Origin of the sequence: Methylobacter sp., assembly GCF_004322395.1 — a bacterium.
Taxonomy (GTDB): Bacteria; Pseudomonadota; Gammaproteobacteria; order Methylococcales; family Methylomonadaceae; genus Methylobacter_A.
Genome location: NZ_SCTW01000052.1, coordinates 25708 through 52249, shown reverse-complemented (window position 1 = coordinate 52249; position 26542 = coordinate 25708). Strand labels below are relative to the sequence as shown.

Annotated in this window: 21 protein-coding genes and 3 tRNA genes; 22 read left to right on the top strand and 2 right to left on the bottom strand. The window is 46.2% G+C overall.

Annotation, left to right across the window (positions count from 1 at the left end; all coding sequences use genetic code 11):
* The first annotated feature begins 319 nt into the window (after positions 1-319).
* The 6 genes from EPO18_RS08185 (at position 320) to EPO18_RS08160 (ending at position 6232) form a co-directional block, all read left to right on the top strand.
* Complete coding sequence (locus tag EPO18_RS08185; protein WP_292432853.1) at positions 320-1579, top strand: formylmethanofuran dehydrogenase subunit B; 1260 nt, start codon at positions 320-322, stop codon at positions 1577-1579.
* An 11-nt stretch (positions 1580-1590) separates the two neighbouring features.
* The gene (locus EPO18_RS08180; protein ID WP_292432850.1) at positions 1591-3258 is read left to right on the top strand and encodes a formylmethanofuran dehydrogenase subunit A; all 1668 of its coding nucleotides are present in this window, start codon (positions 1591-1593) and stop codon (positions 3256-3258) included.
* A 19-nt stretch (positions 3259-3277) separates the two neighbouring features.
* The gene (locus tag EPO18_RS08175; protein WP_292432848.1) at positions 3278-3574 is read left to right on the top strand and encodes a CCDC90 family protein; all 297 of its coding nucleotides are present in this window, start codon (positions 3278-3280) and stop codon (positions 3572-3574) included.
* A complete protein-coding gene (fhcD, locus tag EPO18_RS08170) occupies positions 3571-4467 on the top strand; it encodes a formylmethanofuran--tetrahydromethanopterin N-formyltransferase (protein ID WP_292432846.1) in 897 nt (298 codons plus the stop codon). Before EPO18_RS08175 ends, fhcD begins: the two co-directional genes overlap by 4 nt.
* Positions 4464-5279 carry a formylmethanofuran dehydrogenase subunit C gene (locus EPO18_RS08165; protein WP_292432844.1) on the top strand — a complete coding sequence of 272 codons (816 nt, stop codon included), beginning with the start codon at positions 4464-4466 and terminating at the stop codon, positions 5277-5279. The genes fhcD and EPO18_RS08165 overlap by 4 nt, the downstream gene beginning before the upstream one ends.
* A gap of 98 nt (positions 5280-5377) precedes the next feature.
* A complete protein-coding gene (locus EPO18_RS08160; protein ID WP_292432842.1) occupies positions 5378-6232 on the top strand; it encodes a radical SAM protein in 855 nt (284 codons plus the stop codon).
* A gap of 1 nt (position 6233) precedes the next feature.
* Here EPO18_RS08160 and EPO18_RS08155 read toward each other — a convergent pair whose 3' ends face one another.
* Positions 6234-6485, bottom strand: a complete 252-nt coding sequence (locus EPO18_RS08155) for a hypothetical protein (protein WP_292432840.1) — start codon at positions 6483-6485, stop codon at positions 6234-6236.
* A 213-nt stretch (positions 6486-6698) separates the two neighbouring features.
* Between EPO18_RS08155 and EPO18_RS08150 the strand changes: the two genes are divergently transcribed.
* The 9 genes from EPO18_RS08150 (at position 6699) to EPO18_RS08110 (ending at position 15362) form a co-directional block, all read left to right on the top strand.
* A tRNA-Leu gene (locus EPO18_RS08150) sits at positions 6699-6783 on the top strand.
* Between the two features lie 104 nt (positions 6784-6887).
* Positions 6888-8183 carry a trigger factor gene (gene tig / locus EPO18_RS08145; protein ID WP_292432838.1) on the top strand — a complete coding sequence of 432 codons (1296 nt, stop codon included), beginning with the start codon at positions 6888-6890 and terminating at the stop codon, positions 8181-8183.
* Between the two features lie 9 nt (positions 8184-8192).
* Positions 8193-8840, top strand: coding sequence for an ATP-dependent Clp endopeptidase proteolytic subunit ClpP (clpP, locus tag EPO18_RS08140; RefSeq protein ID WP_292432836.1), 648 nt, complete (start codon positions 8193-8195; stop codon positions 8838-8840).
* 88 nt (positions 8841-8928) lie between these two features.
* Complete coding sequence (gene clpX / locus EPO18_RS08135) at positions 8929-10203, top strand: ATP-dependent Clp protease ATP-binding subunit ClpX (RefSeq protein ID WP_292432834.1); 1275 nt, start codon at positions 8929-8931, stop codon at positions 10201-10203.
* 164 nt (positions 10204-10367) lie between these two features.
* Positions 10368-12785: an endopeptidase La gene (gene lon / locus EPO18_RS08130; RefSeq protein WP_292432832.1), complete on the top strand. Its 2418-nt coding sequence runs from the start codon at positions 10368-10370 to the stop codon at positions 12783-12785.
* 191 nt (positions 12786-12976) lie between these two features.
* Entirely contained in the window at positions 12977-13249 is a 273-nt protein-coding gene (locus tag EPO18_RS08125) for an HU family DNA-binding protein (protein WP_006893096.1), read from the top strand.
* 13 nt (positions 13250-13262) lie between these two features.
* Positions 13263-13338: transfer RNA gene (locus EPO18_RS08120), tRNA-Val, on the top strand.
* Between the two features lie 6 nt (positions 13339-13344).
* Positions 13345-13421: transfer RNA gene (locus tag EPO18_RS08115), tRNA-Asp, on the top strand.
* Between the two features lie 78 nt (positions 13422-13499).
* The gene (locus EPO18_RS08110; protein ID WP_292432825.1) at positions 13500-15362 is read left to right on the top strand and encodes a SurA N-terminal domain-containing protein; all 1863 of its coding nucleotides are present in this window, start codon (positions 13500-13502) and stop codon (positions 15360-15362) included.
* A 62-nt stretch (positions 15363-15424) separates the two neighbouring features.
* Here the strand turns inward: EPO18_RS08110 and EPO18_RS08105 are convergent, their stop codons facing one another.
* The gene (locus EPO18_RS08105; protein WP_292432823.1) at positions 15425-16207 is read right to left on the bottom strand and encodes an enoyl-ACP reductase FabI; all 783 of its coding nucleotides are present in this window, start codon (positions 16205-16207) and stop codon (positions 15425-15427) included.
* A gap of 369 nt (positions 16208-16576) precedes the next feature.
* Between EPO18_RS08105 and EPO18_RS08100 the strand changes: the two genes are divergently transcribed.
* The 7 genes from EPO18_RS08100 (at position 16577) to EPO18_RS08070 (ending at position 26490) form a co-directional block, all read left to right on the top strand.
* Positions 16577-18421 carry an ABC transporter substrate-binding protein gene (locus EPO18_RS08100; RefSeq protein WP_292432822.1) on the top strand — a complete coding sequence of 615 codons (1845 nt, stop codon included), beginning with the start codon at positions 16577-16579 and terminating at the stop codon, positions 18419-18421.
* A gap of 15 nt (positions 18422-18436) precedes the next feature.
* Positions 18437-19513, top strand: coding sequence for an ABC transporter permease (locus EPO18_RS08095; protein WP_292432820.1), 1077 nt, complete (start codon positions 18437-18439; stop codon positions 19511-19513).
* On the top strand, positions 19506-20687 hold the full coding sequence (locus tag EPO18_RS08090; RefSeq protein WP_292432819.1) for an ABC transporter permease: 1182 nt from the start codon (positions 19506-19508) through the stop codon (positions 20685-20687). Before EPO18_RS08095 ends, EPO18_RS08090 begins: the two co-directional genes overlap by 8 nt.
* Entirely contained in the window at positions 20684-22327 is a 1644-nt protein-coding gene (locus EPO18_RS08085; RefSeq protein WP_292432817.1) for an ABC transporter ATP-binding protein, read from the top strand. The genes EPO18_RS08090 and EPO18_RS08085 overlap by 4 nt, the downstream gene beginning before the upstream one ends.
* Positions 22328-22355: 28 nt before the next feature.
* Positions 22356-22541 carry a hypothetical protein gene (locus EPO18_RS08080; RefSeq protein ID WP_292432815.1) on the top strand — a complete coding sequence of 62 codons (186 nt, stop codon included), beginning with the start codon at positions 22356-22358 and terminating at the stop codon, positions 22539-22541.
* Positions 22542-22653: 112 nt separating this feature from the next.
* Positions 22654-23121, top strand: coding sequence for a CreA family protein (locus EPO18_RS08075; protein ID WP_292432813.1), 468 nt, complete (start codon positions 22654-22656; stop codon positions 23119-23121).
* 825 nt (positions 23122-23946) lie between these two features.
* On the top strand, positions 23947-26490 hold the full coding sequence (locus tag EPO18_RS08070; RefSeq protein WP_292432811.1) for a putative Ig domain-containing protein: 2544 nt from the start codon (positions 23947-23949) through the stop codon (positions 26488-26490).
* Positions 26491-26542 lie beyond the last annotated feature (52 nt).

The following is a 26542-nucleotide window of genomic DNA, read 5'->3' as shown; positions in this document are numbered from 1 at the left end:
TCGGTACAATTAGTAGGAATACTTATTAAATTCAAGCGTTAATCGCCTGAATAGAGATTATGCCGCTTGGTTTTCGATGATGTACAAAGCCGGCATTAGCTTCAGCACCCCAATATTTTTCGCGAAAGTTAAAATGGATCCATCCAAATTTTAGTAGCGGAAAATGAACTGCTTCGACGGTGTTACGCTTTGTACTTCTTCAGGGAAAGCGGGGCAATAAAGTACCGATAGACACTTGATCGGGCTAGATACCAAGGTTGTACGAATAGAAGTCATCTGTCACAATAATGTTAATAGTGACTAATAAAAGGACAGCTCTATGTCTGAAATAACTGAAGTACCTAGCCCTTTTTGCGGTATTGGCACGGATGACCTGACCATTCAGGTTGACGGTGTATCGCTTAAGGTGGTTAAAAACGGCTGTGCGGTTAATTCGCCTGCTTTTGAACAGGCGATTACCGATACTTGCCCAAGAATCGATGGTAAGGATGTCAGCTTGGATGCGGCTGTGGCAAAGGCGGCGGCGTTGTTAAAAAACACTAACCAGCCCGTTATCGGCGGCTGTGCGACGGATGTCAACGGAATGCGGGCGTTGCTGGCATTGGCGGATCGTAGCGGCGCTGTTGTCGACAATATGAATTTTACCGGAGCACGGAACAACTTTCTGGCCTTGCAAGATTCCGGCTGGATGAATACAACTCTGGCGGAAGTAAAAAACCGCTGCGATTTATTGTTGGTGGTCGGGACCGATCTGGAAAGCTTCTCGCCGCGTTTTTTCGAGCGTTATCTATGGAATGAAGAATCCATGTTCTTGGACGATACCGGTAAGCGTGAAGTTGTTTATTTGGGCAAAGCCCCTTCCGGTTCGGCGTCGACTTCACCTAGTGGGCAAAAAGCGCAAGTTTTTGAATGCGCAAACGAGGATTTACCTGATGTTGTTGCAGTATTAAGAGCGTTAGTTAAAGGCAATCCGATCCGGATTGATTCAGTCGGCGGCATTGCGGTTGTCGATTTACAGGGTATTGCCGATAAATTAAAAGCGGCGAGCTATAGTGTAGTGACCTGGGCTGCCGGTGCATTGGCTTATAGCCAGGCCGAGCTGACGGTGCAGACGCTTTCTGAAATGATTAAAGATATTAACAATCAAAATACCCGTTGCTCCGGCTTGCCGTTAGGCGGTAAAGAAGGCGACCAGACGGCTAACCAAGTTTGCGGTTGGACTACAGGTTATCCGGCGCGCACGCGTTTTTCCAGCGGCTTTCCGGAATATGATCCTTATTTAAACGATGCGAATTTCTTGCTGGCCAATGGCGAAGCGGATGCGTTGGTTTGGGTTCAGGCATTTAATGTCAAAGCCGTGCCGCCGGTAACAGACTTGCCGACCATTGTGGTGGGGCGTTCCGGGATGACGTTTGCCAAAGAACCGGATGTGTTTATTCCAGTCGGTACGCCGGGTATTGATCATGCCGGTCATGCTTACCGTATGGATAACGTGGTTGCGATACGGTTGAAGAAATTGCGCGAATCCGGCCTGCCCAGTACGTTCGACGTACTTCATGCCATTGAACAAGCTTTTTAGGTGTAAGTAATATGTTGATTAAATTAACAGGCGGGGCTGTTTATGATCCTGCGAGCGGGATCGATGGCGTAAAACAGGATATTTACATTCAGGACGGACGCATCGTCAACAAACCAATTGGCGATTTTAAAGTCGATAAAGAATACGATTTAAACGGCAAAGTAGTCATGTCCGGCGCGATCGATATGCATACGCACATCGGCGGCGGTAAAGGCAATATCGCCAGAACCTTGTTGCCGGAAGATCATCGCGCCGATCCTGTTGCGCGTACCGATATTACCCGTTCCGGCTGCGGCCATGCGATGCCCAGCACCTTTGTGACCGGTTACCGTTATGCGGAAATGGGCTACACAGCGGGTTTCGAGCCTGCGGTATTGCCGATTAATGCGCGTCAGGCGCATATGGAAATGGCCGATATTCCGATTTTGGATAAGGGCGGTTATGTGCTGTTGGGCAGCGATGATTATTTGCTGCGCATGTTGACGGCTAAAAAAGACCAGAAAGCCATTAATGATTATGTCGCTTTTACCATGCAAGCGGCTAAAGCGATTGGCGTTAAAGTCGTTAATCCCGGCGGCATCAGTGCGTTCAAGTTTAACCAGCGCAAACTGGATCTGGACGAGCAAAACAGCCATTACGGCGTAACACCGCGTGATATTTTACGCGTATTGGCAACAGCGGTTAAAGAACTTGGCGTCACGCATCCCTTGCATGTGCATGGCTGTAACCTGGGGGTGCCCGGCAATATGAATACTACGCTGGATACCATTCAGGGCATAGGCGGCTTGCCGATGCATTTGACCCATATTCAGTTCCACAGTTACGGCACGGAAGGGGATTTCAAGTTTTCATCGGGTGCGGCGCAGATTGCCGAAGCCGTCAATAAAAACAAGAATATCACTATCGATGTCGGGCAGATTCTGTTCGGTCAAACCGTAACGGCGTCCGGCGATAATATGCGTCAACATGCCAATCACAAACATGCCAGCCCGAATAAATGGGTGACCATGGATATTGAATGCGATGCGGGCTGCGGCGTTGTGCCGTTCAAATACAGAGACCAAAACTTCGTCAATGCATTGCAATGGGCGATCGGTTTGGAAACCTTCTTGTTGGTTGATGATCCATGGCGCATTTTCCTGACTACCGATCATCCGAATGGCGCTCCGTTTACCAGCTATCCACATTTGATCCGCTTGCTGATGGATAGAAGTTTCCGTAACGATATGTTGGCTACGATACACCCTGAAGCGCAAAAGATGACAACTCTGGCATCAATTGAGCGCGAATACAGTCTACAGGAGATTGCTATTATGACTCGCGCCGGTGCGGCCAGATTAATCGGTTTGCAAGATCGCGGCGGCTTGAGCGCCGGTAACTGGGCGGATATTACTGTTTATACTGACAATGCTGATCGGCAGCTTATGTTTGAAAAACCGGATTATGTGTTTAAAGACGGTGAGTTGGTAGTGGTTGACGGCAAGGTTGTTTACACCAAGTGGGGCACGACTCATGTGGTTAAGCCGGATTATGACTCGTCGGTAGAAAAGGATTTGCAAGCTTATTTTGATCGGTTCCTGACCATGAAACTCAGCAATTTTAAAATCAGTGATGATGAAATAACGGAAGATGGACGCGGCAGATTGACTGTGCATCCGCTTAAGGGGACTGTGGCATGATTGTTACGGATATTGAATAATGACAACATTAGCCTTTGATACTTACGCGTTCATTCGTAAGCTGAAAGATTCGGGCATAACCGAGGAACAAGCACGGGCGCAAGTAGAAGCGCTGAGTCAGGCTCTTGAGCAGTTTCAAAGTGAATTGCACTTATCCGAGTCTGCAACCAAACAGGATATTAGAGAGTCCGAATTAAAGCTGGAGTTGAACATTGCTGAAACTAAAGCTGAATTAGTTCGCTGGACTGTTGGAGTTGGATTTTTACAAACGGCCTTGATCGCCGCATTATTAATTAAACTGAGCGCTGGAATATGATTATTAACGGTGTAGCAATAGACGCAACCTTTGCCGAGGCTTTTCCGATGAAAGCCACTCGCGCGATTATTACCGCACAAAATGAAAAATGGGCGATGATTTCAGCCCAAGCCATGACAGGCTTTGCTACTTCGGTGATTGCCTGCGGTTGCGAGGCTGGCATTGAGCGGGTTCTTGATCCATCCGAGACTCCGGACGGTCGTCCGGGCGTTTCGATCATGATTTTTGCAATGGGTGGTAAAGGCTTGGCCAAGCAGCTTGAAACCAGGGCAGGGCAATGCGTATTGACATCGCCGACCTCAGCCCTATTTGCAGGCATTGATGGCGGTACACGCATCGCGTTGGGTAAAAATCTGCGTTATTTTGGCGACGGTTTTCAGGTGGCTAAGCTTATTGATGGCAAGCGTTACTGGCGCATTCCTGTTATGGACGGCGAGTTTTTAGCTGAAGCGACTACAGGGCAGGTCGAAGCAGTCGGTGGCGGCAACTTTTTAGTATTGGCTGAGTCGCAACCGCAAGCGCTGGCAGCCTGTGAAGCGGCAATTGAAGAAATGCGTAAAATTCCGAATGTGATTATGCCTTTTCCTGGTGGCGTTGTACGCTCCGGTTCTAAGGTTGGATCGAAATATGCGGCTTTGGGAGCGTCAACCAATGGTGCTTTTTGTCCGACTTTAAAAGGCATGACCAAAACCGATCTTTCGCCGGAAATTGAATCGGTCATGGAAATTGTTATCGACGGTTTAACTAAAGAAGACATTGATAAAGCCATGCGTGTGGGTATTCAGGCGGTTTGCGATTTAGGCGCCGCGAACGGTATCAAACGCATTAGTGCGGGTAATTATGGTGGTAAGTTAGGGCCGTTCCACTTTCACTTACAGGAGATTATGGCATGAGCGCTTTAACCTTTACGCTGAAACACCAACCGGATCAGCGTGTCGATATGTCGCCATTGGTTTGCCAAAAGCTGGCTGATATGCCGCTTGCGGAAATTGCCGCGCTCACTTTACAGAATGGCAAGCGCAAAATCCGGGTAGATGAATTATTCATCATTGCAGGTAGCGATGCGCAAGACATTGTAATAAAAAACAGCTTTAACAAACTCGATTTTATCGGCAAGGAATTGGATGGCGGATGCATAACGGTTGAAGGCGATGCAGGTGCTTATCTTGGTTTGGGCATGAAATCCGGCGAAATTGAGGTATTTGGTAATGTCGGTCTTTATGCGGCCTGCGAAATGAAAAAAGGCTTTTTGACGATTAACGGTAATGTTGGGGACTTTTTGGGTGCTGCTTTGCCTGGTAACAAAATGGGTATGAAAGGCGGAACTATCCTGGTGAAAGGCAATGTCGGCGAGCGTGCCGGTGACCATATGCGCCGCGGAAATATTTTGATCGAAGGCAATGCCGGTGATTATTGCGGTTCCAGAATGACAGCGGGTACTATCGCTGTCATGGGGCAGACCGGCAAATATTTGGGTTTTGCGATGCGTCGGGGTACGTTATTGTTATGGAATCAACCGCAGGTATCGGCAAGATTTAACGATTGCGGTGCGCATACATTGGCATTTTTGCCAATATTGTTTGCATCATTTAAAAAGCTTAATTCCAAATTTGCGGATAGCTCTGCGGCTTTTAACCGAGTGCGGCGATATGCTGGCGATATGTCGGAGATGGGTCGTGGTGAGGTTCTGGTTAAAATAACGTGATCGTATGGTATTAAGTTAGGGATAAACAAAAGCCTCAGTATAAAAAACTGGGGCTTTTTTATTGGTTCGCTATCAATCTGTTTATTTCAAATATAGTTATGGGAACAAGATTAACGACAACTGATCATAGCCGAGATATTGCCGGGTTAAAGTATGTATATCCGGTACTTTCCAGGCGAGCAGGCGGCTTGTCTATCGGAATCAATTTTAATACCAATAATGCCTGTAACTGGCGTTGCATTTATTGCCAAGTGCCTGATTTAAAGATCGGAGCTGCGCCGGACCTGGATTTTCAGTTATTGGAAAATGAGCTGAGATTTTTTCTTGATAATGTGTTGAATGGCGATTTCTATCAGCGCTTTCAGGTTGATGAAGACAAGCGAGTCATTAAGGATATTGCTATTTCCGGAAATGGCGAGCCGACCAGTGTAAAAGATTTTGATGATGCTGTAGCGTTGATTGGGAAAATAGCGTCAGAAGCCGGTGTTTTACCGCAGAGTAATTTTGTGTTGATTACCAATGGAAGTTTGTTGCACCGGAGTAGCGTCCAAAATGGGCTGAAGAAGTTAAAGGAATATGGCGGAGAGGTATGGTTTAAGTTCGATAGCGCTACAGAAGAAGGTAGAGCTTTAATGAATAATGCAGGGCAAAGCCGTCAGGCGAGCGTTGAGAATCTGTTGCTTTCAGCAAGTCTTTGCCCGACGAAGCTGCAAACATGTTTATTGGATTATGATAAGCGAGGCTTGTCCTTGGAAGAAAAAAACGCTTTTCTTGATTTGCTAAGGAGCATTAAAGCAAAGGGCTGCGTGTTGAAATGTATAATGTTGTATACAATTGCGAGGCCATCTCTCCAGCCGGAATCCGGGCGGCTGGAGAAATTGTCGTTAGGGACGCTGAATGCGTTCGCTGATGAAATCAGGCTCTTAGGTTTTGATGTGCTGGTAAGCGATTAGCTTAGGCTTTGATGTCCAGCAAAGAACCAATTGTTTCTTTATCGGCTTGAAGTAATTTAACTGCGGCAGAAGTTTCCAGTTCAGACTCTTTTAAGCTGAGTACCGGTTTAGTAATGTCACTGGACCTGAATTCTGAACTGCCGACCTCATCTTTTTGTATCGGAAGTTCGGCGATTACTTGGGCCGCATCCGCCGATCTATGTTGAGCGGTATTGATTAGATTAACTGCACTGGTAGTTGGTGTAATGTTCATGTCGTGCCCCTTAAATATATTACATTGGCTTCAAAGCAATACTACATCTATATGAGCAATATGCAAACATTGAATTGAGGTTTTAGAGTAGAAGTGTGAGCAGTAAGGCATTTTTTTTGGCAATAAATGACTATATGCATGCAAGGTTTTAAAGAAAATTATAGCTTGTTGTACTCGTACAATTACGGATATAATTAGAAGTTCATTAAAAATGCGAATGTGGCGGAACTGGTAGACGCGCTGGATTTAGGTTCCAGTAGGTTATCCTGTGAGAGTTCGAGTCTCTCCATTCGCACCACCCAATTCATAAAAGAGTTAGCGTTCATCGTTAACTTTTCAGTTCTTTGAGCCGTTCATCGGTATTCTATAAAATCTTTTTTAAATTTTAATTGAGGTAAAGAAATGCAAGTTTCTGTCGAAAAGACATCAGAATTAAGCAGAAAAATGACTGTTAGCGTGCCTGAAGAGGTTGTTCAGAAAAAAATGGCTGCACGTTTAAAGTCCTTAGCGCGCGAAGTTAAAATCGATGGTTTTCGTCCAGGAAAAGTGCCTCAGCATGTAGTTGAAAAAATGTATGGAGATAGAGTTCGTGGAGAAATTGCCGGGGACTTGATCCAGTCGACTTATTATGAGGCATTGCAAGAACAGGATTTAAGGCCGACAGGTCATCCGCATATTCATCCTTCAGATGAAACCGAAGGTTTTAAATATACCGCTGAGTTTGAGGTCTATCCTGAAATTTCACTGGAAGGCGTTGAGCAAATTGAAGTGTCGCGTCCTGTCGCTGTTGTCAAAGATGCCGATGTTGATGACATGATTGAGAAGTTAAGAGCGCAAAAGAAAAGCTGGGTCATCGTTGAGCGGGCTTCCCAGGAAAATGATCGCATGACGATTAGTTTTTCAGGGGTTTGTGAAGATGAAAATTTTACTGATGGAAAAGTAGATAATTATCAGGTTGAAATTGGTTCGAAACTAATGATTCCAGGTTTTGAAGATAACTTGATTGGTCTCAAAGCGGGTGACAATAAGGCCTTTAAAGTGTCTTTTCCAGAAGAATATGGCAACGAGAAATTGGCGGGCAAAGAGGCTGAATTTGAAGTTGAAGTTATTAGTGTCGAGGAACCTGTACTGCCGGAAATCGATGATGCTTTTATCAAGGCTTATGGCATAGAAGGTTCGATAGATGCTTTCCGTGAAGACATCAAAAGCAATCTGGAAAGTGAGCTTGAGCAGGCATTGCATGGCAAGCTTAAAAACGCAGTGATGAATGCTTTATATGAAAAAATTCAGATTGCAGTTCCAAACACAATGGTCGATCAGGAAGTCGAAAGTATGATGAAGCCCTACATCGAAACCGCCAAAAGGCAGAAAGTCAAGTTGGACGATTTAAAGTTGCCTAGGGATATGTTTGAAGAACAGGCAAAACGTCGTGTAGCTTTGGGATTAATCTTAAGTGAGATTATTCAAAAAAACGATATAAAAGTAGACGACAGCAAAGTACGCACTACTATTGAAGATATGGCGAAAAGCTATGAGCGTCCTCAAGACGTTGTTGATTGGTATTATTCGGATAAAAGCCGATTGAACGATGTGAGGCAGATGGTATTGGAAAATCAAACTATCGATTGGTTGGTTGAGCGGGCGAAAGTGTCTGATGTAACTATAAGTTTTAACGATGCGATGAGTAAACAAAGTTAAGGGGTTTAAATGTATAACCAGTACGCAAGAAATCAAATGATGGCTCCGGAAGCGGCGGGTGGATTGGTTCCTATCGTTATTGAGCAAACAGCTCGAGGCGAGCGTTCTTTCGATATTTATTCAAGATTATTGAAAGAACGGGTGATTTTTCTAGTGGGGCAAGTTGAAGATTACATGGCTAATCTGGTTGTTGCACAGTTGCTTTTTCTGGAATCGGAAAATCCTGATAAAGACATCCATTTATATATCAATTCGCCAGGCGGCTCGGTAACGGCAGGTATGTCAATTTATGACACTATGCAGTTTATCAAGCCTGATGTCAGTACCATGTGTATTGGTCAGGCAGCCAGTATGGGCGCGTTACTTTTAACTGGCGGAGCAAAAGGTAAGCGTTATTGCTTGCCTCACTCAAGAATGATGATTCATCAGCCTTTGGGCGGTTTTCAAGGGCAGGCTTCTGATATTGATATTCATGCCAGAGAAATTCTGTCAATCAGAGAAAAACTGAATAAAATTCTTTCTGATCATACAGGTCAGCCGATAGAAAAGGTTCAGCAAGATACAGACAGAGATAATTTTTTAAGTGCGAGTGATGCTGTCAGCTATGGTTTAATCGATCAAATGTTGTCGAGCCGAACAACTGTTTCTAATAAATAACGGTTGGTGTTTTTTTGTATTTCGATATATTCTTTAATTTTATCGAAATTAAAAACATCATCTTTGGATGTTTGCGGGAGTCCAATTTATGAGTAATGACAAAAACAGCAAAGATGACGATAAGCTGCTTTATTGTTCTTTTTGCGGTAAAAGTCAGCATGAGGTTAGAAAGCTTATTGCCGGGCCGTCAGTTTATGTCTGTGACGAATGTGTAGATCTTTGTAACGACATTATAAAAGACGAATTGCAGGATGATTCCTCTTCTCTCGGTGGCGGTGAGTTGCCCAAGCCGAAAGAAATAAAAGAAGAACTTGATAGCTACGTTATTGGCCAAGAAAATGCAAAAAAGATTTTGGCCGTGGCTGTTTATAATCATTATAAACGGCTCCGCAACAAGTCTAAAAAAGACACGGTTGAGTTAGCAAAAAGTAATATTTTATTAATCGGGCCTACCGGTTCAGGTAAAACCTTACTGGCCGAAACATTGGCTCGTTTATTGGATGTGCCGTTCACTATCGCCGATGCAACTACACTGACAGAAGCGGGTTATGTGGGCGAAGATGTAGAGAATATCATTCAGAAGATTCTGCAAAAATGTGATTATGATGTAGAGAAGGCTGAAACCGGTATTGTTTATATCGATGAAATCGATAAGATTTCCAGAAAATCAGATAATCCGTCAATTACCCGAGATGTTTCAGGTGAAGGTGTTCAGCAGGCTTTATTGAAACTGATTGAAGGAACGATTGCTTCGGTTCCTCCTCAAGGTGGGCGGAAGCATCCTCAGCAGGAATTTTTGCAAGTTAATACGGCGAATATTTTGTTTATAGTCGGAGGCGCTTTCGCCGGTCTAGATCGGGTTATTAAAGACCGGTCGGAAAAAGGCGGGATCGGTTTCTCGGCCGATATAAAAACCAAAGATGAATCTAAAAATATCGGGCAATTGTTTGCTGAAGTCGAGGCTGAAGATCTGATTAAATACGGATTGATTCCCGAGTTTGTCGGTCGCCTTCCGGTTGTTGCTACGTTAGAAGAATTGGATGAGAGCGCTTTGGTGCAGATATTGACCGAGCCAAAAAATGCGCTGATCAAGCAATATAAGCATTTGTTTGAGATGGAAGGTGCTGAATTGGAATTCCGGGATGACTCACTGATTGCGATTGCCCGTAAAGCTATGGAAAGAAAAACAGGCGCAAGAGGCTTAAGGACAATTGTTGAAAATGTTCTGCTGAATACAATGTATGAATTGCCGTCTGCAGATAATATTTGCAAAGTGGTTGTTGATGGTAGTGTTATTTTAGGTGAATCGGAGCCTATTCTGGTTTATGAAAATGAAAAGAAAAAGGCTTCGGCTGAATCTTAGAGCTTAATTTCTGGATGGATAAAAAAGGGAGCTTTTTATTTTAAAGCTCCCTTTTTTTGTGCTGTAGATAAGCCCATCATAATATTGGGTAAGTATTCTTGCTATTTAAGATAATGCCCCCATAACCTTTTTTACAAATTGTTCCATTTTTGGAAATGCATAAAATGACAGAATTACAACAATTAAATGTACTGATTCCGGTTTTGCCGCTTAGAGATGTAGTAGTTTATCCGCATATGGTTATTCCATTGTTTGTCGGTAGAGAAAGATCAATTGATGCTTTAGATGCGGCGATGAAAGACAATAAGCGGATTTTGCTGGTTGCGCAAAAAGAAGCGGATATTGATGAGCCGGACATAGCCGATCTTTATCAGGTTGGTACCTCGGCTAATATTTTGCAGATGCTGAAATTGCCCGATGGAACGGTCAAGGTTCTGGTCGAAGGAGTCCAGCGTTGCACGGTAGTGAACTATAAGGAGACAAAAAACTATTTTTCTGCTGTGGTAACAGAAATTCACGATGTTTTGAAACTAACCGAGCAAGAACAGGATGTATTGCAGCGGACAGTAATTAATTCGTTTGATCAATACGTTAAGTTAAATAATAAGATTCCGCCGGAAGTCTTGAATTCGCTGTCCGGTATTGATGATCCCAGTCGGCTTGCGGATACGATGGCAGCTCATATGACTTTAAAAGTCAATGAAAAGCAGACTATTCTTGAAACAGCCGATATTGAAAAGCGTCTTGAAGATTTAATGACTTTAATGGAAGGAGAGGTTGATCTTCTGGAGATGGAGAAGAGAATCCGCGTGCGCGTTAAGCAGCAGATGGAGAAGAATCAAAGAGAATATTATCTGAATGAACAGATGAAGGCGATTCAAAAAGAGTTGGGGGATATGGATGATGTACCCAATGAAATTGAAGAATTGACCAAGAAAATTGAAAATGCCGGTATGTCAAAAGAAGCCAAAGCAAAAGCGGATGCAGAGCTTAATAAGCTTAAGCAGATGTCGCCTATGTCAGCTGAGGCGACTGTGGTGCGCAATTATATAGACTGGATGATCAATGTGCCCTGGAAGAAAAAAACCAAAGTGCGGCACGATTTAAAAGTTGCAGAACAGGTTTTGGAGGCCGAACATTACGGTTTAGAAAAAGTTAAAGAGCGCATACTTGAGTATCTAGCTGTTCAGCAACGGGTGAAACAGCTCAAAGGGCCTATTTTGTGCTTGGTGGGACCGCCAGGCGTGGGCAAAACATCGTTAGGCGAATCCATTGCCAGGGCAACCAATCGTAAATATATGCGAATGGCTTTAGGCGGTGTGCGCGATGAGGCCGAGATTCGTGGGCATCGGCGCACTTATATAGGTTCTATGCCCGGTAAGATCTTACAGAATCTGGCTAAAGTAAAAACACGTAACCCAATGTTTTTGCTAGATGAAATTGATAAGATGGCGGCCGATTTTCGAGGGGATCCCGCTTCTGCTTTATTAGAGGTGCTGGATCCCGAACAGAATCATACTTTCTCGGATCATTATCTGGAAGTGGACTTTGATTTGTCTGATGTGATGTTTGTTGCAACAGCCAATACGATGAATATCCCGCCGGCGTTACTCGATAGAATGGAGGTCATTCGCATTGCCGGCTATACGGAAGATGAAAAAATCAATATCGCACTTCGGTATTTAATTCCAAAGAAAGTTAAAGATAACGGTCTTAAAGAGCAGGAAATTCAGATCACGGAAGAAGCAGTTAGAGACATAATCCGTTATTACTCTCGAGAAGCCGGTGTTCGGAGTCTTGAGCGGGAAATTTCGAAAATTTGCCGTAAAGTAGTTAAAGACTTGTTATTGAAACCGAGAAAGACCAAGGTCGTTGTTAATCCTGGGAGTTTGGATAAATATCTGGGGGTTAAGCGCTTTCATTACGGCTTGGCTGAAGAGAAAGATCAAATTGGACAAGTTACCGGTTTGGCCTGGACCGAAGTTGGAGGTGAATTATTAACTATTGAGACGGCGGTTACTCCAGGGAAAGGCAAGCATTCGTCAACAGGTAAGCTCGGCGATGTCATGAAAGAGTCAATTGAAGCTGCAATGACCGTAGTCAGGAGTCGGTCAGAAATCCTGGGAATTGATCATGAGCTGTTTCAGAAGAATGATATTCATATACATGTGCCTGAGGGTGCGACGCCCAAAGATGGACCTAGCGCGGGTATAGGTATGTGCACAGCCATTATCTCAGCCTTGACCAAGATACCTGTTCGAGCTTGCGTAGCTATGACTGGTGAAATCACCTTGCGAGGTCAAGTGCTGCCTATCGGAGGCTTAAAAGAAAAGCTTCTGGCGGCTCATCGCGGTGGAATAACAATAGTTTTAATTCCTGCTGAGAATGAAAAAGACTTGGCTGAAATACCGGAAAATATCAAGCAAAATCTGGAGATAAAGCCTGTCCACTGGATAGATGAGGTGCTGGAAGTTGCTTTGCAATATATGCCTGTTCCTGTTGAAAAAATGGAAGCTGAAGAACAAGCAAAGAATGAGACTGATACAGTAAAAATAATAAAACAGGGTCTAACGGCGCATTAAAGTCGCCCAGGTTTGTTGTGAAGTTCTCAAAACCGCAAAAATCATGGTTTCCCGGGTGGTTAAAGCTTGACACTGCGTAAGAGCAGTTGTTATAAAGGGTTCGTATTCTTGTGTCGCTGGATGGGGCACAAGAATTATCATGCTGGTCTTCTAGAATATAATCTTAAAAAATGACTTCCTAAGGGGGAATAATGAATAAATCAGAACTTATTGATGCTATAGCTGAGTCTGCAGAATTAACTAAAGCGGATGCGGGTCGTGCATTGGATGGTTTTATTGGCGCGGTTACAAAAGCATTGAGTAGTGGTGATTCAGTCGCTTTAGTTGGATTTGGAACTTATGCAGTAAAAGAAAGAGCGGAGCGGAAAGGACGCAATCCACAGACTGGAGCTGAGATTACTATTAAAGCTGCAAAAATTCCTTCATTTAAAGCTGGCAAATCTTTAAAAGATGCTGTAAACTAGGCCTTCTTTAGTCGGGTGCTTAGCTCAGCCGGGAGAGCATCGCCCTTACAAGGCGAGGGTCGGGGGTTCGAACCCCTCAGCACCCACCAGACTTTGGAGTGGTAGTTCAGTTGGTTAGAATACCGGCCTGTCACGCCGGTGGTCGCGGGTTCGAGCCCCGTCCACTCCGCCAAAATCAAAAAGCTCCGGATCGATTGGTTCGGAGCTTTTTTTTTGATTAAAATTTAAGTTGTTTCTTTAGGACAGAGCTATGCTGACAAAGATTAGAGAAAAAGCGCAAGGTGCTTTTGCATGGGGTATTTTGATAATAATTTGTGTGCCTTTTGCTTTATGGGGTATTCAGAATTATCTGGATACCGGAGAAGAAGCTCCCGTCGCTTCCGTCGGTGATAAGGATTTTTTTCAGCGCGATGTTAACAGGGCTTATGAACAATATAGCCAGAATCTTCAAGGAATGACGATTGACGAACAAAGCTTAAAAGCGCAAGCATTGGAAAAGCTGATAAAGGATGAAGTTTTATTGCAGTATGTGCGTGCCAAAGGCTTAGTTACAACTGATGATACCGCGCGTGAATTTATCCAATCCCTGCCCTATTTTCAGGTAGATGGTAAATTTGATGAGAAGCGTTATAAGACAATGCTCAATTTACAAAAAATATCCTCTATGGAATTTGTAAACAGAATCAAGAACGCGTTGATCATGGAGCAATTTCAGCGCAGCATTATAGATAGTAGTTTTGCAACAAAATATGATGTCGAAAGCTTTTTTAAGATCCAGAATCAGCAGCGCGATGTAAATTACATCACTGTTGCGGTACAAAAACTAGCAGAACAGCCCTCAGATCAAGAAATAGAAGCTTATTATCAACGGCATCAGGATTTATATCAAATACCTGAGCAGGTCTCTGTAGAGTACATAGAATTATCACTTGAAGATATGGCCAAAACTATAGCGGTAACTGATGATAAGTTGAAAGCTTTCTATGAGGAACAAAAAGATCAATATACCACTGCCGAGCGAAGAAAAATCAGTCATATCCTATTTGCTATTAATGACAAGACCGATGAAAAAACCGCTTTGGAAAAAGCGTTAAAAGCAAAAAAAGAACTGGCGAATAAAGACTTTACCGCTTTAGCGGCGGAAGTTTCCGATGATAAGTTAACCGCTAAAATAGGCGGAGATTTAGGCCTGTTTAATGCGGGTACTATGGAGAAACCGTTTGAAGATGCGGCGAGCGCTCTAAAATTGGGCGAAGTATCGAATCCTGTTAAATCTGCATTCGGTTATCATTTGATTAAAGTAACTGAGTTAGTGCCGGGTGAGGTTAAGCCTTTCGATGCAGTCAAAAATGAAGTGACTAAAGCTTATCAAAAGGCACAAGCGGAAAATGCTTTTTATGAAGCAGGTGAAACGCTGACTGAAATGAGTTATGAGCACCCCGATAATCTGAAAACGGTAGCAGATGCGTTGGGCGTCACGATTAAGAAATCGAACTTATTCACCAAAGACAAAGGTGACGGCATTGCAGATAATGAAAAGATTCGTAACGCTGCCTTTACTGAAGAAGTTCTACATGGCAATAACAGTACACCAATAGAATTGGGAACTGATCGCTTGATTGTATTGCGACTGTTGGAGCACAAGGCGGCTGCTGCGCGTGAGCTAAAGGATGTTAAACAGGACATAGTTGCTGTGTTGCAGGCTGATAAAGCCAAGCAATTGGCCGTCGAAAAAGCCAAGCAGATCAAGGCCAAGTTACAGGCAGGAGAGTCTATTCAAGCTGTTGCGGCTGAAAATAAACTTCAAGTGAAGACGGTTTCAGGATTGACGCGCAGCAAAGACGATGTGCCTTTGCCGCTAAGCGAGGCGATTTTTAAGGCGGCCAAACCTGTCGGCGACAAACCCACTATCTTTATTGCCGAATTACCTGCTGGTGAGCAAGTCGTAGTGAATCTGTCAAAAGTAAAAGAAGGCGTAATGACTGAAGATGACAAAAAGCAGTTGGATTTGGCAACAAAGAATATTGCCAAAGCTTTCGGTCAGACTGAATTTAATGCGCTGATCAATAGTTTGCAGGCAGATGCCGACATATCAATGAAAGCGCCGAAGTAACTGGCAAACCGGAAATAAAAAAGGGAGCTTAACGCTCCCTTTTTTGTGTCAAAATTCTTGCATTAAGACGCTGCTAAACCGGCAATATTATAGCCGCAATCCACAAAAGTGATTTCACCGGTAATACCTGAAGCCAGGTCGGAACACATAAATGCCGCTGCATTTCCGACTTCTTCAATGGTTACATTCTTCTTTAAAGGCGCAGTATCGGCCGCTTTGCTGAGCATCGATTTAAAATTATTAATGCCTGACGCCGCCAGAGTTCTGATCGGGCCTGCGGAAATAGCGTTGACCCGAGTTCCTTCTGCGCCTAATGCCACCGCCATATAGCGGACATTCGCTTCCAAGCTGGCTTTAGCTACACCCATGACATTGTAGTTCGGAATAGCCCGGTCGGCGCCTAAATAAGTCAGGGTTAACAATGATCCATTTCGGCCTTGCATCATCGGACGTCCTGCTTTTGCCAGTGCAGTAAAACTGTACGAGCTGATATCATGGGCAATCTGAAAGTTTTCTCTGGTTGTTGCATTGACATAATCGCCATCCAGCGCATCGCGGGGTGCATAAGCAACCGAATGCACAATGCAATCCAAACCGTCCCAGTGTTCTCCCAGCACTTTAAAAACGTTGTTTATGTGCTCGTCGCTGCTGACATCACATTCAATAGTAATATTGGACTCACATTGCCCAGCCATTTCTTCGACGCGACTTTGCAGCTTATCATTTTGAAAGGTAAAGGCTAATTCAGCTCCTTCGCGGTGCATGGCTTGGGCAATGCCCCATGCAATTGAACGGTTGCTGGCTAAACCCACAATCAAGACACGTTTGCCCTGCATAAAACCCATTATCATCTCCCAATGTTTTTGTTGTTACAATAAAAATCCAAGTATCTATGACCCACCTAATGATGTCCAGCATTTTGTCAGTCTTCCTCTTCAGCGCTCTCAGGCTGAGTTACAGGAATTATTGTAAATCGGCTATTATGCTCCCCGCGAATAAATTGAGAGATAAGCATTCGAGACAAGCTGAATTGCGACGAGGGTTGTTGCCGTGACCGATACTAATGTATTGGCTGATGCCGTCTTTTAAAATTAAACAGTAATGGACTTTTTGAATAATACGGGCCATGTAAACAGTGCTTTTGTGCTATCCTCGCCTAATCCGAAAAGGCGTTGCATAAACCTCCGTTAAAATTCTTTAGATAGACTGAAATCATGCAAAAACAACTCACTATCCGGGACTGGATTCTTTATTCACTCCTTAGCTTGCTGACACTATTGCTGTTGCTGGCTATGTACCAGATCGACCGGCAGTGGTTGAAACTCACAGAGATGCAAAGCGCAATGTCGGAACAGGCAAAGAGTATGCGCGAATTACGTAGTGCAATTGCTTCCGGCGTAGTGCCGGCTGCAAATTCTGCAACAGCCGAAAAAATTGCCCCAGCTTTTAAACGAGCCTACGAGGCTACCCGTCTGCCTGATTATGCACAGGGCGATTGGAGTGTAGAAGCCTTCGGCACTAACCTCAAGACCATCACGCCATTGGTTTCCACCGATGCCTACGCTTCCAATGTGCAAAGCTACGTGTTGGAGAGTCTGATCACCCGCAATCCCGACACCTTGGAATGGGAAGGATTAATCGCCAAAAGTTGGAAGGTTAGTGAGGATGGTTTGGTGATCAGCTTCCAGATGCGGGAAGATGTGCGTTTTTCCGACGGCGAGCCGTTGACGGCGGAGGATGTGACTTTCACCTTCGGTTTTATTATGACCGATGCCATTCAAGCGCCGCGCGACAGGGCATATCTGGAAAAGATCAAGGAGGTGAAGACCAACGGCAAATACGAAGTTGTGTTTACCTTCAAGGAACCGTATTTCGAGGCGCTGTCACTGGCTGGCGGCATGCCGATTTTGCCCAAGCATTTTTATGCGGCTTATTTGAAAGAACCGCAAAAGTTTAACGAGTCCAAAGGCTTGATATTAGGTAGCGGACCTTATAAGTTGATCGATCCCCAGAATTGGACGCCGGACAAAGGCAATGTCGAGCTGGTGCGTAATGAACGCTATTGGGGCGATGTACAGCCCTCATATAGCCGTATTTTGTGGAAGATTATCCAAAACGACAGCGCCCGACTGACCACTTACCGCAATGGCGACATCGATTCTTACTCTGCTCGTCCTGTCGAGTACCAAGAACTGAAAAAAGATGCACAAATCATTTCCAAGAGCCAAAACTTCGAATATATGCCTCCGGTGGTCGGCTACAGCTATATCGGCTGGAACCAGCAGCGCGGCGGCAAACCGACCCGCTTTGCCGACAAGCGGATCAGGCAAGCTATGACTTACTTGACCGACGTGGACCGTGTCATCAAGGATGTTTTCCTGAATTACGCCGAACCTGCGGTCAGTCCGTTCGGCAAGGCCAGTAAGCAGCACGATAGCGCTTTGCAATCCTATCAATTCAGCCTGGATAAGGCTAAGTCTCTGTTGAAAGAGGTCGGCTATGAAGATCGTAACGGCGATGGGGTGTTGGAAGATAAGGCGGGAAAACCCTTCGAATTCAAGCTGACCTATCTGGAATCGAACGAGGACACCAAACGCATGGTGTTGCTGTTGAAAGACCTGTATAGCCGTGCCGGAGTGAGAATGATCCCGTTCCCGCAGGAATGGCCGGTGATGTTGGAAAACCTTGATAAAAAAGACTTCGATGCGATCACGCTAGGCTGGACCAGCGGAATTGAAACCGATCTGTACCAGACATTTCACAGTGCGCAGGCAGTCAGTAATGGCGATAATTTCACAGGCTACAAAAATCCGGTGCTGGATAATCTGATTGATGAAGCGCGCCGAACCGTGGATGAAAGTAAACGCATGCCGTTGTGGCAGCAGGCTGAGCGGATCGTTTATGAGGATCAGCCCTATACCTTTCTGATGCGCCGCAAGAGTTTGCTGTTTGTCGATAAACGCATCCACAACCTGCAAATGACCAAGCTGGGTTTGAATCTGGGTTCCTTGCCGTTGGAAACCTACGTGCCTGCGGCTCAACAGAAATATACGCCATAAGCGGAGGGATTTCTAATGTTGACTTATCTGCTGCGTCGTTTACTGTTGATGGTTCCTACCTTGCTGGGAATTACGGTCGTAGTGTTTACGGTGATGGCGATGTCGCCGGGCGGCATCAGCGCACAGACGTTGGTTGGAGGTATGGATATGAAGCCGCAGGAAAAGCAGGCGCTGCTGGATTATTACAACAAGCGTTACGGGCTGGACCAGCCTGCGCCGGTGCAATACCTGCGCTGGTTGAATAATGTTTCGCCGATCGGTTTTGTGACCGACGGGCAGGGTAAGCGCGGTGAGTTTTCTTTCAACAAGGGCATGGATTTGGGGACCAGCTTCCAATACGGACGGCCTGTGTCGGACATTCTTGCCGAACGCATTCCGATTACGCTGCTGCTTAATCTAGTTACCATCCCATTTACCTATGCCATTGCGATTATGGTTGGAATGAAGTCCGCGACTAGCCGGGGCAGCGCTTTCGATGTAGGAACCGGTATGTCGATGTTGGCTTTGTGGTCTGTCCCCACCATGCTGGCCGGAGTGCTGTTGCTGGGGTTTTTCGCCAATATTCAACATTTTCATTGGTTTCCGACTGCCGGCATCAGCAGCCGTGAAGCACAGGACATGCCGTTCCTGCCGCATTGGGGCGAAACCGGTTTTATGCGCGGCTTTCTGTTGGATCGGCTGTGGCACTTGGTGTTGCCGGTGATCTGTTTATCCTACGGCAGTTTTGCCGCATTGGCGAAATTGATGCGGACTTCAATATTGGAAAATCTGCATTCCGATTATGCCAGAACTGCCAGGGCCAAGGGCTTGGCCGAAAATGACGTGTTATGGAAACATGTCTTTCGCAACAGCCTGTTGCCGCTGATTACCATATCGGCAGGGCTGTTGCCCAGCCTGTTGGCGGGCTCTTTGATTGTCGAAAATATCTTCAGCATCAATGGTATGGGGCAACTCGCCGTGGAGGCGGTAAAAGGCCGTGATCGCGAACTGGTGCTGTCAATTACCTGGGTTAGCGGTTTTCTCACTTTAATAGGCTATTTGATTGCCGACTTCTGTTATACCTTGGCCGATCCACGGGTAAGCTATGACTGAGCACGCCGTTAGCCGTGAATCCTTCTCCGCGCGTATTTGGCGCAAGACACTGGAGGGAGTTGGAGTAAAAGTCGGTCTGGCCTGGGTGGGGCTGCTGGTGTTCGCCGCCGTGTTTGCGCCGTTTCTGGCGAATTCCATGCCGTTAATGATGAGCAAAGACGGCGTCATATCCGCACCGGTATTGCAATATTTGTCCGTGGAAGATACATGGATATTGGCGACTTTTTTTATCGCATTGGCTGTTTACCGGCTACGGCTCGGTGCCGCTAAACGCATTCTGTTGTTTTTGCTGGGCAGTGTGGTTGCCGCCGTGCTGGTCAATCTGTTCGTCAAGCCGCCTGTGCTGGTGATTTATGACGATTTTCGCAGTGCCGCCTATGCTGACGTGGATTGGCGAATTATGCCGCCGATTCCGTATGCGCCGACCGATTACTTGCGCGATTTGGGCAGCAAAGGTTTGGAAGCACCTTTTATAACGGAAGGGCATACGCACTTAATGGGTACCGAAGAAAACGGCGCGGATGTGTTGAGCCGTATGATACACGCTTGCCGAATTTCGCTGAGTATAGGATTGATCGCATCCGGCATTGCCTTGTTGATAGGCGTGGTTGTGGGCGGCTTGATGGGCTATTTTTCCGGTATTGTCGATATGCTGGGAATGCGCTTGGTGGAAATCTTTGAAGACATTCCAACGTTGTTTCTGCTGCTGACTTTCGTGGCTTTCTTTGGACGCAGTCTGTATATGATGATGGTTATTATCGGCGTCACCAGCTGGTCGGGCTATGCGCGCTATGTGCGGACGGAATTCCTGAAATTGCGCAAACAGGATTATGTGCAGGCGGCGGTAGCCAGCGGTTTGCCACTTACCTCAATTCTGTTTCGGCATATGCTGCCGAACGGCGTGGCGCCGTTGCTGGTGGCGGTCAGTTTCGGTGTAGCCGGTGCGATCCTGTCGGAGGCGACCTTGAGTTTTCTGGGACTGGGCGTAGTGGATGCGCCTTCCTGGGGGCAAATGCTGGATCAGGCGGTCAAATCGTCCACCTTCAACTGGTGGATGGCGGTATTTCCCGGTGGGGCGATTTTTATGACTGTGTTTGCCTATAACTTAATCGGTGAGGCATTTCGCGATGCAATCGATCCGCAGCTTTCGCGCAAGGCGGGAGTGAATACATGAATGGACAGCTGTTGGAAGTCCGTAACCTGCGTACTCACTTGCAAGCGGATGGCCGGGAAGTCAGAGCGGTCGACGATATCAGTTTCAGCATCCCCAAAGGAGAAACCTTTTGTTTGGTAGGTGAGTCGGGTAGCGGCAAGTCGGTTAGCGCCCTCTCGGTGATCCGCTTGTTGCCGTACGGGATAGCCTCTCACCCGAGCGGGGAAATATTGTTCAACGGCCGGGATTTGTTGAAACTGAACGATTCGGAGATAAGGGCGGTTCGCGGCTCGCAGATCGCGATGATCTTTCAAGAGCCGATGACCTCGTTGAATCCGGTGCTGACCATCGGCGAACAAATCACCGAAGCGTTGCAGTTGCACCATCCGGAGATGAGCGATGCCGAGGCCGAACAGCGCACGATGATGGCGTTGGAACAGGTGCAGATACCCTATGCGTTCGGTCGGTTCCGCGATTATCCGCATCAGTTGTCCGGTGGGCAGCGGCAGCGAGTGATGATAGCGATGGCTTTGGCTTGCGAGCCTCAATTGCTGATCGCCGATGAGCCCACTACCGCACTGGATGTGACCGTACAGGCTGAGATTTTGCGACTGATGCGTAAGTTGCAGGACGATACCGGCATGAGTATGCTGTTTATTACCCACGATTTTGGGGTGGTGTCGCAGATGGCGCAATGGGTCGGGGTGATGCAACAGGGTAAGATAGTAGAAGTCGGCCCTTGTTCCGAGGTGTTGCGCAAGCCTCGGCATCCGTATACCCGGCAGTTATTGGCTGCGTTGCCTGAGAATTTGGCTAAGCCTGCAACTGTGCAATCTCAACACCAAGCAGAACAGTCATCGATTGATCAAACGCCGCTACTGCAAATCCGCAATCTGAAAGTTTGGTTCCCGATCAAAAAAGGCTTACTCCGCCGCATCGTCGATTATGTGCGAGCGGTAGACGAAGTATCGCTGGATATTCCGCAAGGCCAAATCGTTGCGTTGGTCGGCGAATCCGGTTGCGGTAAAACCACGTTAGGGCGGGCGGTGCTGCAATTGGAAAAGCCGACTTCCGGCAGCATTCAATTACAAGGGCAGGAACTGACCGGGCTTTCCGCCCGCGAATTGCGACCGTTGCGGCGGAAGATGCAGATAGCCTTTCAGGACCCGCAATCATCATTGAATCCGCGCCTGCTAATCGAAACCACTTTGACCGAACCGATGAAAGTTCACGGCATTGGGTCTAATCATGAGCAACGCATCGAACTTGCCGGCCGGCTTTTGGAAAATGTGCAACTGAAGAGAGACTTCCTGTGGCGTTACCCGCACGAATTTTCAGGCGGACAGCGGCAGCGGATCGGACTGGCTCGTGCGCTGACGCTAAATCCGGAATTTATTGTCTGCGATGAAATTACCAGCGCATTGGATGTTTCCGTGCAGGCGGAAATTTTGCAATTGCTGCTGAGCATTCGTCAGCAGCGAAATCTGACCCTGTTGTTCATTACTCATAATATCGGGGTAGTGGAATATTTGAGCGACCGGACAGTCGTGATGTACAAAGGTAAAATTGTCGAGCAGGGTGCAACTGCGCAGATTTGCGGACATCCGCAACATCCTTATACGCAGAAACTATTGGAAGCGGTACCGAGATTGTTGCTTTAGTGTCATCTTCTGATGTGAAAGCAACTGAATGATTGCTTGTGAAAAAGGCGTGAGCTATTTGTTCATCACCGATGATCTTGCTGTTGCCGCAGAAATAGCCGACGGTGTTACCATTATGTACCAAGGCAAAGTCATAAAACAGGGTGGTGTGGCCGAGGTTTTGACCCAGCCCAGGCTTATACCAAAAAACTGTTGGCGGCTGTGCAGGTTTTGAAAATGGATCATTTCAGAGTAAAACTTGAGTGGGTTCGCGGCAAAGATTTAACATTCAAAGCCGCGTTCAGGTAATAAAGGCAGTATAACTTTTTAATTTTGTGGATAAACTTATGAAAAAACAAATCTTGCTTACGGCAACAGTGCTTCTCAGTACATTAGCCTTTACTGTGTCAGCCGAAGAAATCGGCGATGTAAGCACGACATTTAAACTGTTGGGAGCCAATCATAAAATTGTGGTTGAAGCATTCGACGATCCTGATGTTCCCGGTGTTGCCTGTCATATATCACGAGCCAAAACAGGCGGAATGAAAGGCGCAGTAGGTCTGGCTGAAGATCCGACAGAAGCATCAATTGCATGCCGGCAAATAGGCGCCATTGACGCGAGTAAACTGGATAAATTGAAAAATGGCGATACGGTGTTTAAAGAAAGCCTGTCGCTGGTTTTTAAGACGCTGCAAGTGGTGCGTTTCTATGATAAAAAACGTAATGTTCTGGTCTATTTGGCTTACAGTGACAAGGTAATTGAAGGTTCTCCCAAAAATTCTATTTCATCTGTGCCGGTTATGAAGTGGGATTAATGAAACGAGCATAGAACGCAATACGCTGAAGCTATTGCGTTCTATAGAGCGTAAAGCGGCTCGGCAGCAAATCGCCGCTCACCGTACAGCGGCGATTACAATCAGTCGAAGTTGTGCTGGATTGCCTGTTGACGAATCCATATATGGGCTTCCCGTTTATTGCAAAATAAGTTTTCACAATTGATGTGGGCCGACAGTTTTGTCATCAAATGGTATTTTAATTGCCCTAACAATTCTATTTTCCGATGCTTAAAGGATCGATTTCATGGTCCAGGCAGAGCATTGGTGCTGTTAATAGTCGCCATGCGTAGCGCCGTCATAGCGGAATAGCACCGGCGTCACCGGCAACAGTTTTGCCGAGCAACGCCACGGTGCGCATTTCTTCGAATAATCCAAATCGTTATTACTAACCGCGCCCCATCGGTACTCAATGCTACTTTAATGCTTGCCGCGATACCTTCAATACTCCGGCAAATGCCGCCGGCCAACATAAATATATTTCCATGCTAGTACTAAGGTAAATTTTCAGCTTCGTTTCAGGTTCGGCTGATATTTTTGCGGCGGATCCTAAATACTGGCGTTTACTCATCAAAATTCGGTTCTTGAATTTCTTCAACCTGATCTTCTCCATCAGGAGATGGGATAAAGGTGCTGAACTTTGAAATGCGGTAATGATATTTCAGGAATTTGATCTAATAAAATTAACCACTTAAATCAATTTTTTTTAAGAGATTTTATAATGAAATTTAAATATATTTTACCGGTAATGACGTTATCTCCGGCTACATTAGCGGGTACCAGTTCTGTGATAAAGGAATTTAATTTATGTTAAGGCTTTTATCGTTATTTTTATTGTTGGCAGCTATGTCAATTCCCGCCTATTCGCAAGTATTCGGGCAGTTGGCTAATTTCGACGTAATCAATGACACGGGGAAAACGGCGCATGGTTTCGAAATTGATATTCACGGTATCCATTCGAGCGATATCACTTCAATTTTTGGTGCGGCTGACCGCTGGCCTAATATGGAAAGATACGGGGCTCCAACGGTAACAGAATATACCGATGCGACCGGCTTCGGCGTGAAAATTATCTATCAAGCCAATTATAACGGCTCTTGGTCGGCAGGAACTCCGTCAGGCACATTGCCTGTTAGCCCATCTGACAGTTGTTGGCCCTACGGTGCTCCCGATTATGGCCCTCTCTATCCTTGCGACCACTTTGGCGTCAGTACGTCGGTCAGCACCCCTAATGTCAAATACACATGGTTAGTGGAAACTCCCGGAAACCCAAGTGCATTAACACCTGTTGTAGCCACGGTGCCTAACCCGGTTTGGACGGTAACGCCTGTCCCACCGATCGCGAACGTGCCGCAGCCGCCCCAGGTTAATGTTGTGATTGCAGCGCCTGTACCGCAATTGTATGAGTTTGGCGAGCCTCGTTGGGTAAAAGTAACGGCTACAGGTACGTTGGAGGATGTAGCTGTCGAGGATTTGGTCGCGGAAAATGCGGTTATTAAGAAAGCCAAGACCCAAACTCAGCTTGAATGGCAATTGCTACAGGTAGATGCCGGCAATCCCGGTTCCGGCCAAATCGATTTAACTGGCGTGAAATTGGACCCGGGCGCGACAGGCGTTGTTTATCGCTTCGAGTTTTATAAATACACCGGCGCTCGTGACCCGGAAACAAATGAAGCGAAGCCTAACGGCAGCGACACTCCCGGCATAGCAGGACCGGCGCCCGGCGATTTGGGCGAGTTTATCGTAGCGCAAAATGCGGGCATTAACTTTGACGGCGTCATTCCAGATGCACCGCCGCTGCCGATAGCGCCTACCTTGAATGCGTCTATTGCCGGCGCGACTGTGGGTTCGCCATACAATCAACCGATTAATCCGATACCCGGCAATCCCGGCGATACATTGACGATTACGGTGACCGGTTTACCTGCCGGGTTAAGTTTTGATAACAATGTAAACGCTATTGTTGGTACGCCCACTGAGATTGGCACGTTCCCAATAGTTATCGATGTGCAGGATGTAACAAACGGCACTAACATCTCAGCGGCGACCAATATTGAAGTCGCCGATACGCCGATAGTATTCAGTCTTGTGTTAGATCAGGGTACGGTTGGTGTATCTTATGGTCAGCAGTTGTCGGTAACCGGGGGCTATGGTGCAATTACCTACAGTGTTTCCGGCAGTTTGCCTTCCGGTCTGACTTTAACCGGCGATACGATTAGCGGTACTCCTGATTCTGCGAGTTCTATGTTAGTCACCATTCAGGCAACCGACTCGCTCGGCTATTCGCAAGTATCCTCGGCTACGCTGACGATAGTCGATGCTCCGGTTGTTGTTCCCCCTCCACCGCCGCCTGCTCCGGTTGCCTGTTCGGGTACTAACAAAGTAATTTCATCGGTCAATAAATTCTGGTTGGATATTGAAGGAGGTATTGCGAATGGCGGTCAGAGTGTGAATTATGCCCCGGAAGCTAACACGACGTTTGTTGCGCCTTTACAAAAAATTGATGGATTTAAAGCCGGCCAGTTAGTCAGCTATTCCGGTACTTTAGATAATCAGAGTTTCTGTGTCGCTTCATCAATGACCGTTGCCCCCAGCTTAAGTTTGAATGCAATCACCTTAGCTAACGGGACAGTGGATGTTGCTTACCCCGCAATAGCGGTTACTGCCGCTGGTGGTATTGCACCTTATACAGTTGTTGTAAACGGTCTGCCCGCTGGGATGACTTTTGATGGCACTTCGATTGGCGGTACGCCTAGTCAATCGGGGGATTTTACGGTGATCATTTCAGTATCCGACTCAATTAGCGAAAGTGTTTTTTCTAATCTGACATTGACGGTCGATCCTGCTCCTGTTGTTCCGATTACGATTTCTGGAGAATTAGGCAATGGTCAGGTTGGAGTCCCATACTCCGGTAGTTTAACAGCCACCGGTGGAAAAGGCGCTTTGAATTGGTCTGTAACGGGATCCATTCCGGGAGTCAATGCAGCGAATGGTGTATTTAGCGGCACACCTACAACGGCAGGTACATATGCGCTTACTGTTACGGTAGTTGACGCGTATGGAACTTCAGCAACCGCTACTAATACTGTAACGATTGCTGCACCTGTGGTTACGCCTCCTCCAGCTTCTTGTACCAAACCAGCCGGTGCAACGTCATTTAGCGTCAGCAAGCAAAAGATCACTGCCGTCACCGCTACTACGATTACTGTAGGCGGTAAGGTTGTCGTTACCGGATGTGCTACTGTTGCCTGGAATGACGCGAAAACTTTTAAGGTTGGCGACTATGCTGAAGTCAGTAAAGGTTTTACCGCCAATGGCATAAACACGGCCACAAAAATAACGATTAACTAATCGTCATCACATACTGCCATCCTCACTTAGTTTGTGGGGATGGCACGTTCTG

Bases quoted from the DNA above. Each gene is read 5' to 3' on its own strand.
- EPO18_RS08185 (WP_292432853.1), top strand. From the start codon at position 320: ATGTCTGAAATAACTGAAGTACCTAGCCCTTTTTGCGGTATTGGCACG.
- EPO18_RS08180 (WP_292432850.1), top strand. From the start codon at position 1,591: ATGTTGATTAAATTAACAGGCGGGGCTGTTTATGATCCTGCGAGCGGG.
- EPO18_RS08175 (WP_292432848.1), top strand. From the start codon at position 3,278: ATGACAACATTAGCCTTTGATACTTACGCGTTCATTCGTAAGCTGAAA.
- fhcD (WP_292432846.1), top strand. From the start codon at position 3,571: ATGATTATTAACGGTGTAGCAATAGACGCAACCTTTGCCGAGGCTTTT.
- EPO18_RS08165 (WP_292432844.1), top strand. From the start codon at position 4,464: ATGAGCGCTTTAACCTTTACGCTGAAACACCAACCGGATCAGCGTGTC.
- EPO18_RS08160 (WP_292432842.1), top strand. From the start codon at position 5,378: ATGGGAACAAGATTAACGACAACTGATCATAGCCGAGATATTGCCGGG.
- EPO18_RS08155 (WP_292432840.1), bottom strand. From the start codon at position 6,485: ATGAACATTACACCAACTACCAGTGCAGTTAATCTAATCAATACCGCT.
- tig (WP_292432838.1), top strand. From the start codon at position 6,888: ATGCAAGTTTCTGTCGAAAAGACATCAGAATTAAGCAGAAAAATGACT.
- clpP (WP_292432836.1), top strand. From the start codon at position 8,193: ATGTATAACCAGTACGCAAGAAATCAAATGATGGCTCCGGAAGCGGCG.
- clpX (WP_292432834.1), top strand. From the start codon at position 8,929: ATGAGTAATGACAAAAACAGCAAAGATGACGATAAGCTGCTTTATTGT.
- lon (WP_292432832.1), top strand. From the start codon at position 10,368: ATGACAGAATTACAACAATTAAATGTACTGATTCCGGTTTTGCCGCTT.
- EPO18_RS08125 (WP_006893096.1), top strand. From the start codon at position 12,977: ATGAATAAATCAGAACTTATTGATGCTATAGCTGAGTCTGCAGAATTA.
- EPO18_RS08110 (WP_292432825.1), top strand. From the start codon at position 13,500: ATGCTGACAAAGATTAGAGAAAAAGCGCAAGGTGCTTTTGCATGGGGT.
- EPO18_RS08105 (WP_292432823.1), bottom strand. From the start codon at position 16,207: ATGGGTTTTATGCAGGGCAAACGTGTCTTGATTGTGGGTTTAGCCAGC.
- EPO18_RS08100 (WP_292432822.1), top strand. From the start codon at position 16,577: ATGCAAAAACAACTCACTATCCGGGACTGGATTCTTTATTCACTCCTT.
- EPO18_RS08095 (WP_292432820.1), top strand. From the start codon at position 18,437: ATGTTGACTTATCTGCTGCGTCGTTTACTGTTGATGGTTCCTACCTTG.
- EPO18_RS08090 (WP_292432819.1), top strand. From the start codon at position 19,506: ATGACTGAGCACGCCGTTAGCCGTGAATCCTTCTCCGCGCGTATTTGG.
- EPO18_RS08085 (WP_292432817.1), top strand. From the start codon at position 20,684: ATGAATGGACAGCTGTTGGAAGTCCGTAACCTGCGTACTCACTTGCAA.
- EPO18_RS08080 (WP_292432815.1), top strand. From the start codon at position 22,356: ATGATTGCTTGTGAAAAAGGCGTGAGCTATTTGTTCATCACCGATGAT.
- EPO18_RS08075 (WP_292432813.1), top strand. From the start codon at position 22,654: ATGAAAAAACAAATCTTGCTTACGGCAACAGTGCTTCTCAGTACATTA.
- EPO18_RS08070 (WP_292432811.1), top strand. From the start codon at position 23,947: ATGTTAAGGCTTTTATCGTTATTTTTATTGTTGGCAGCTATGTCAATT.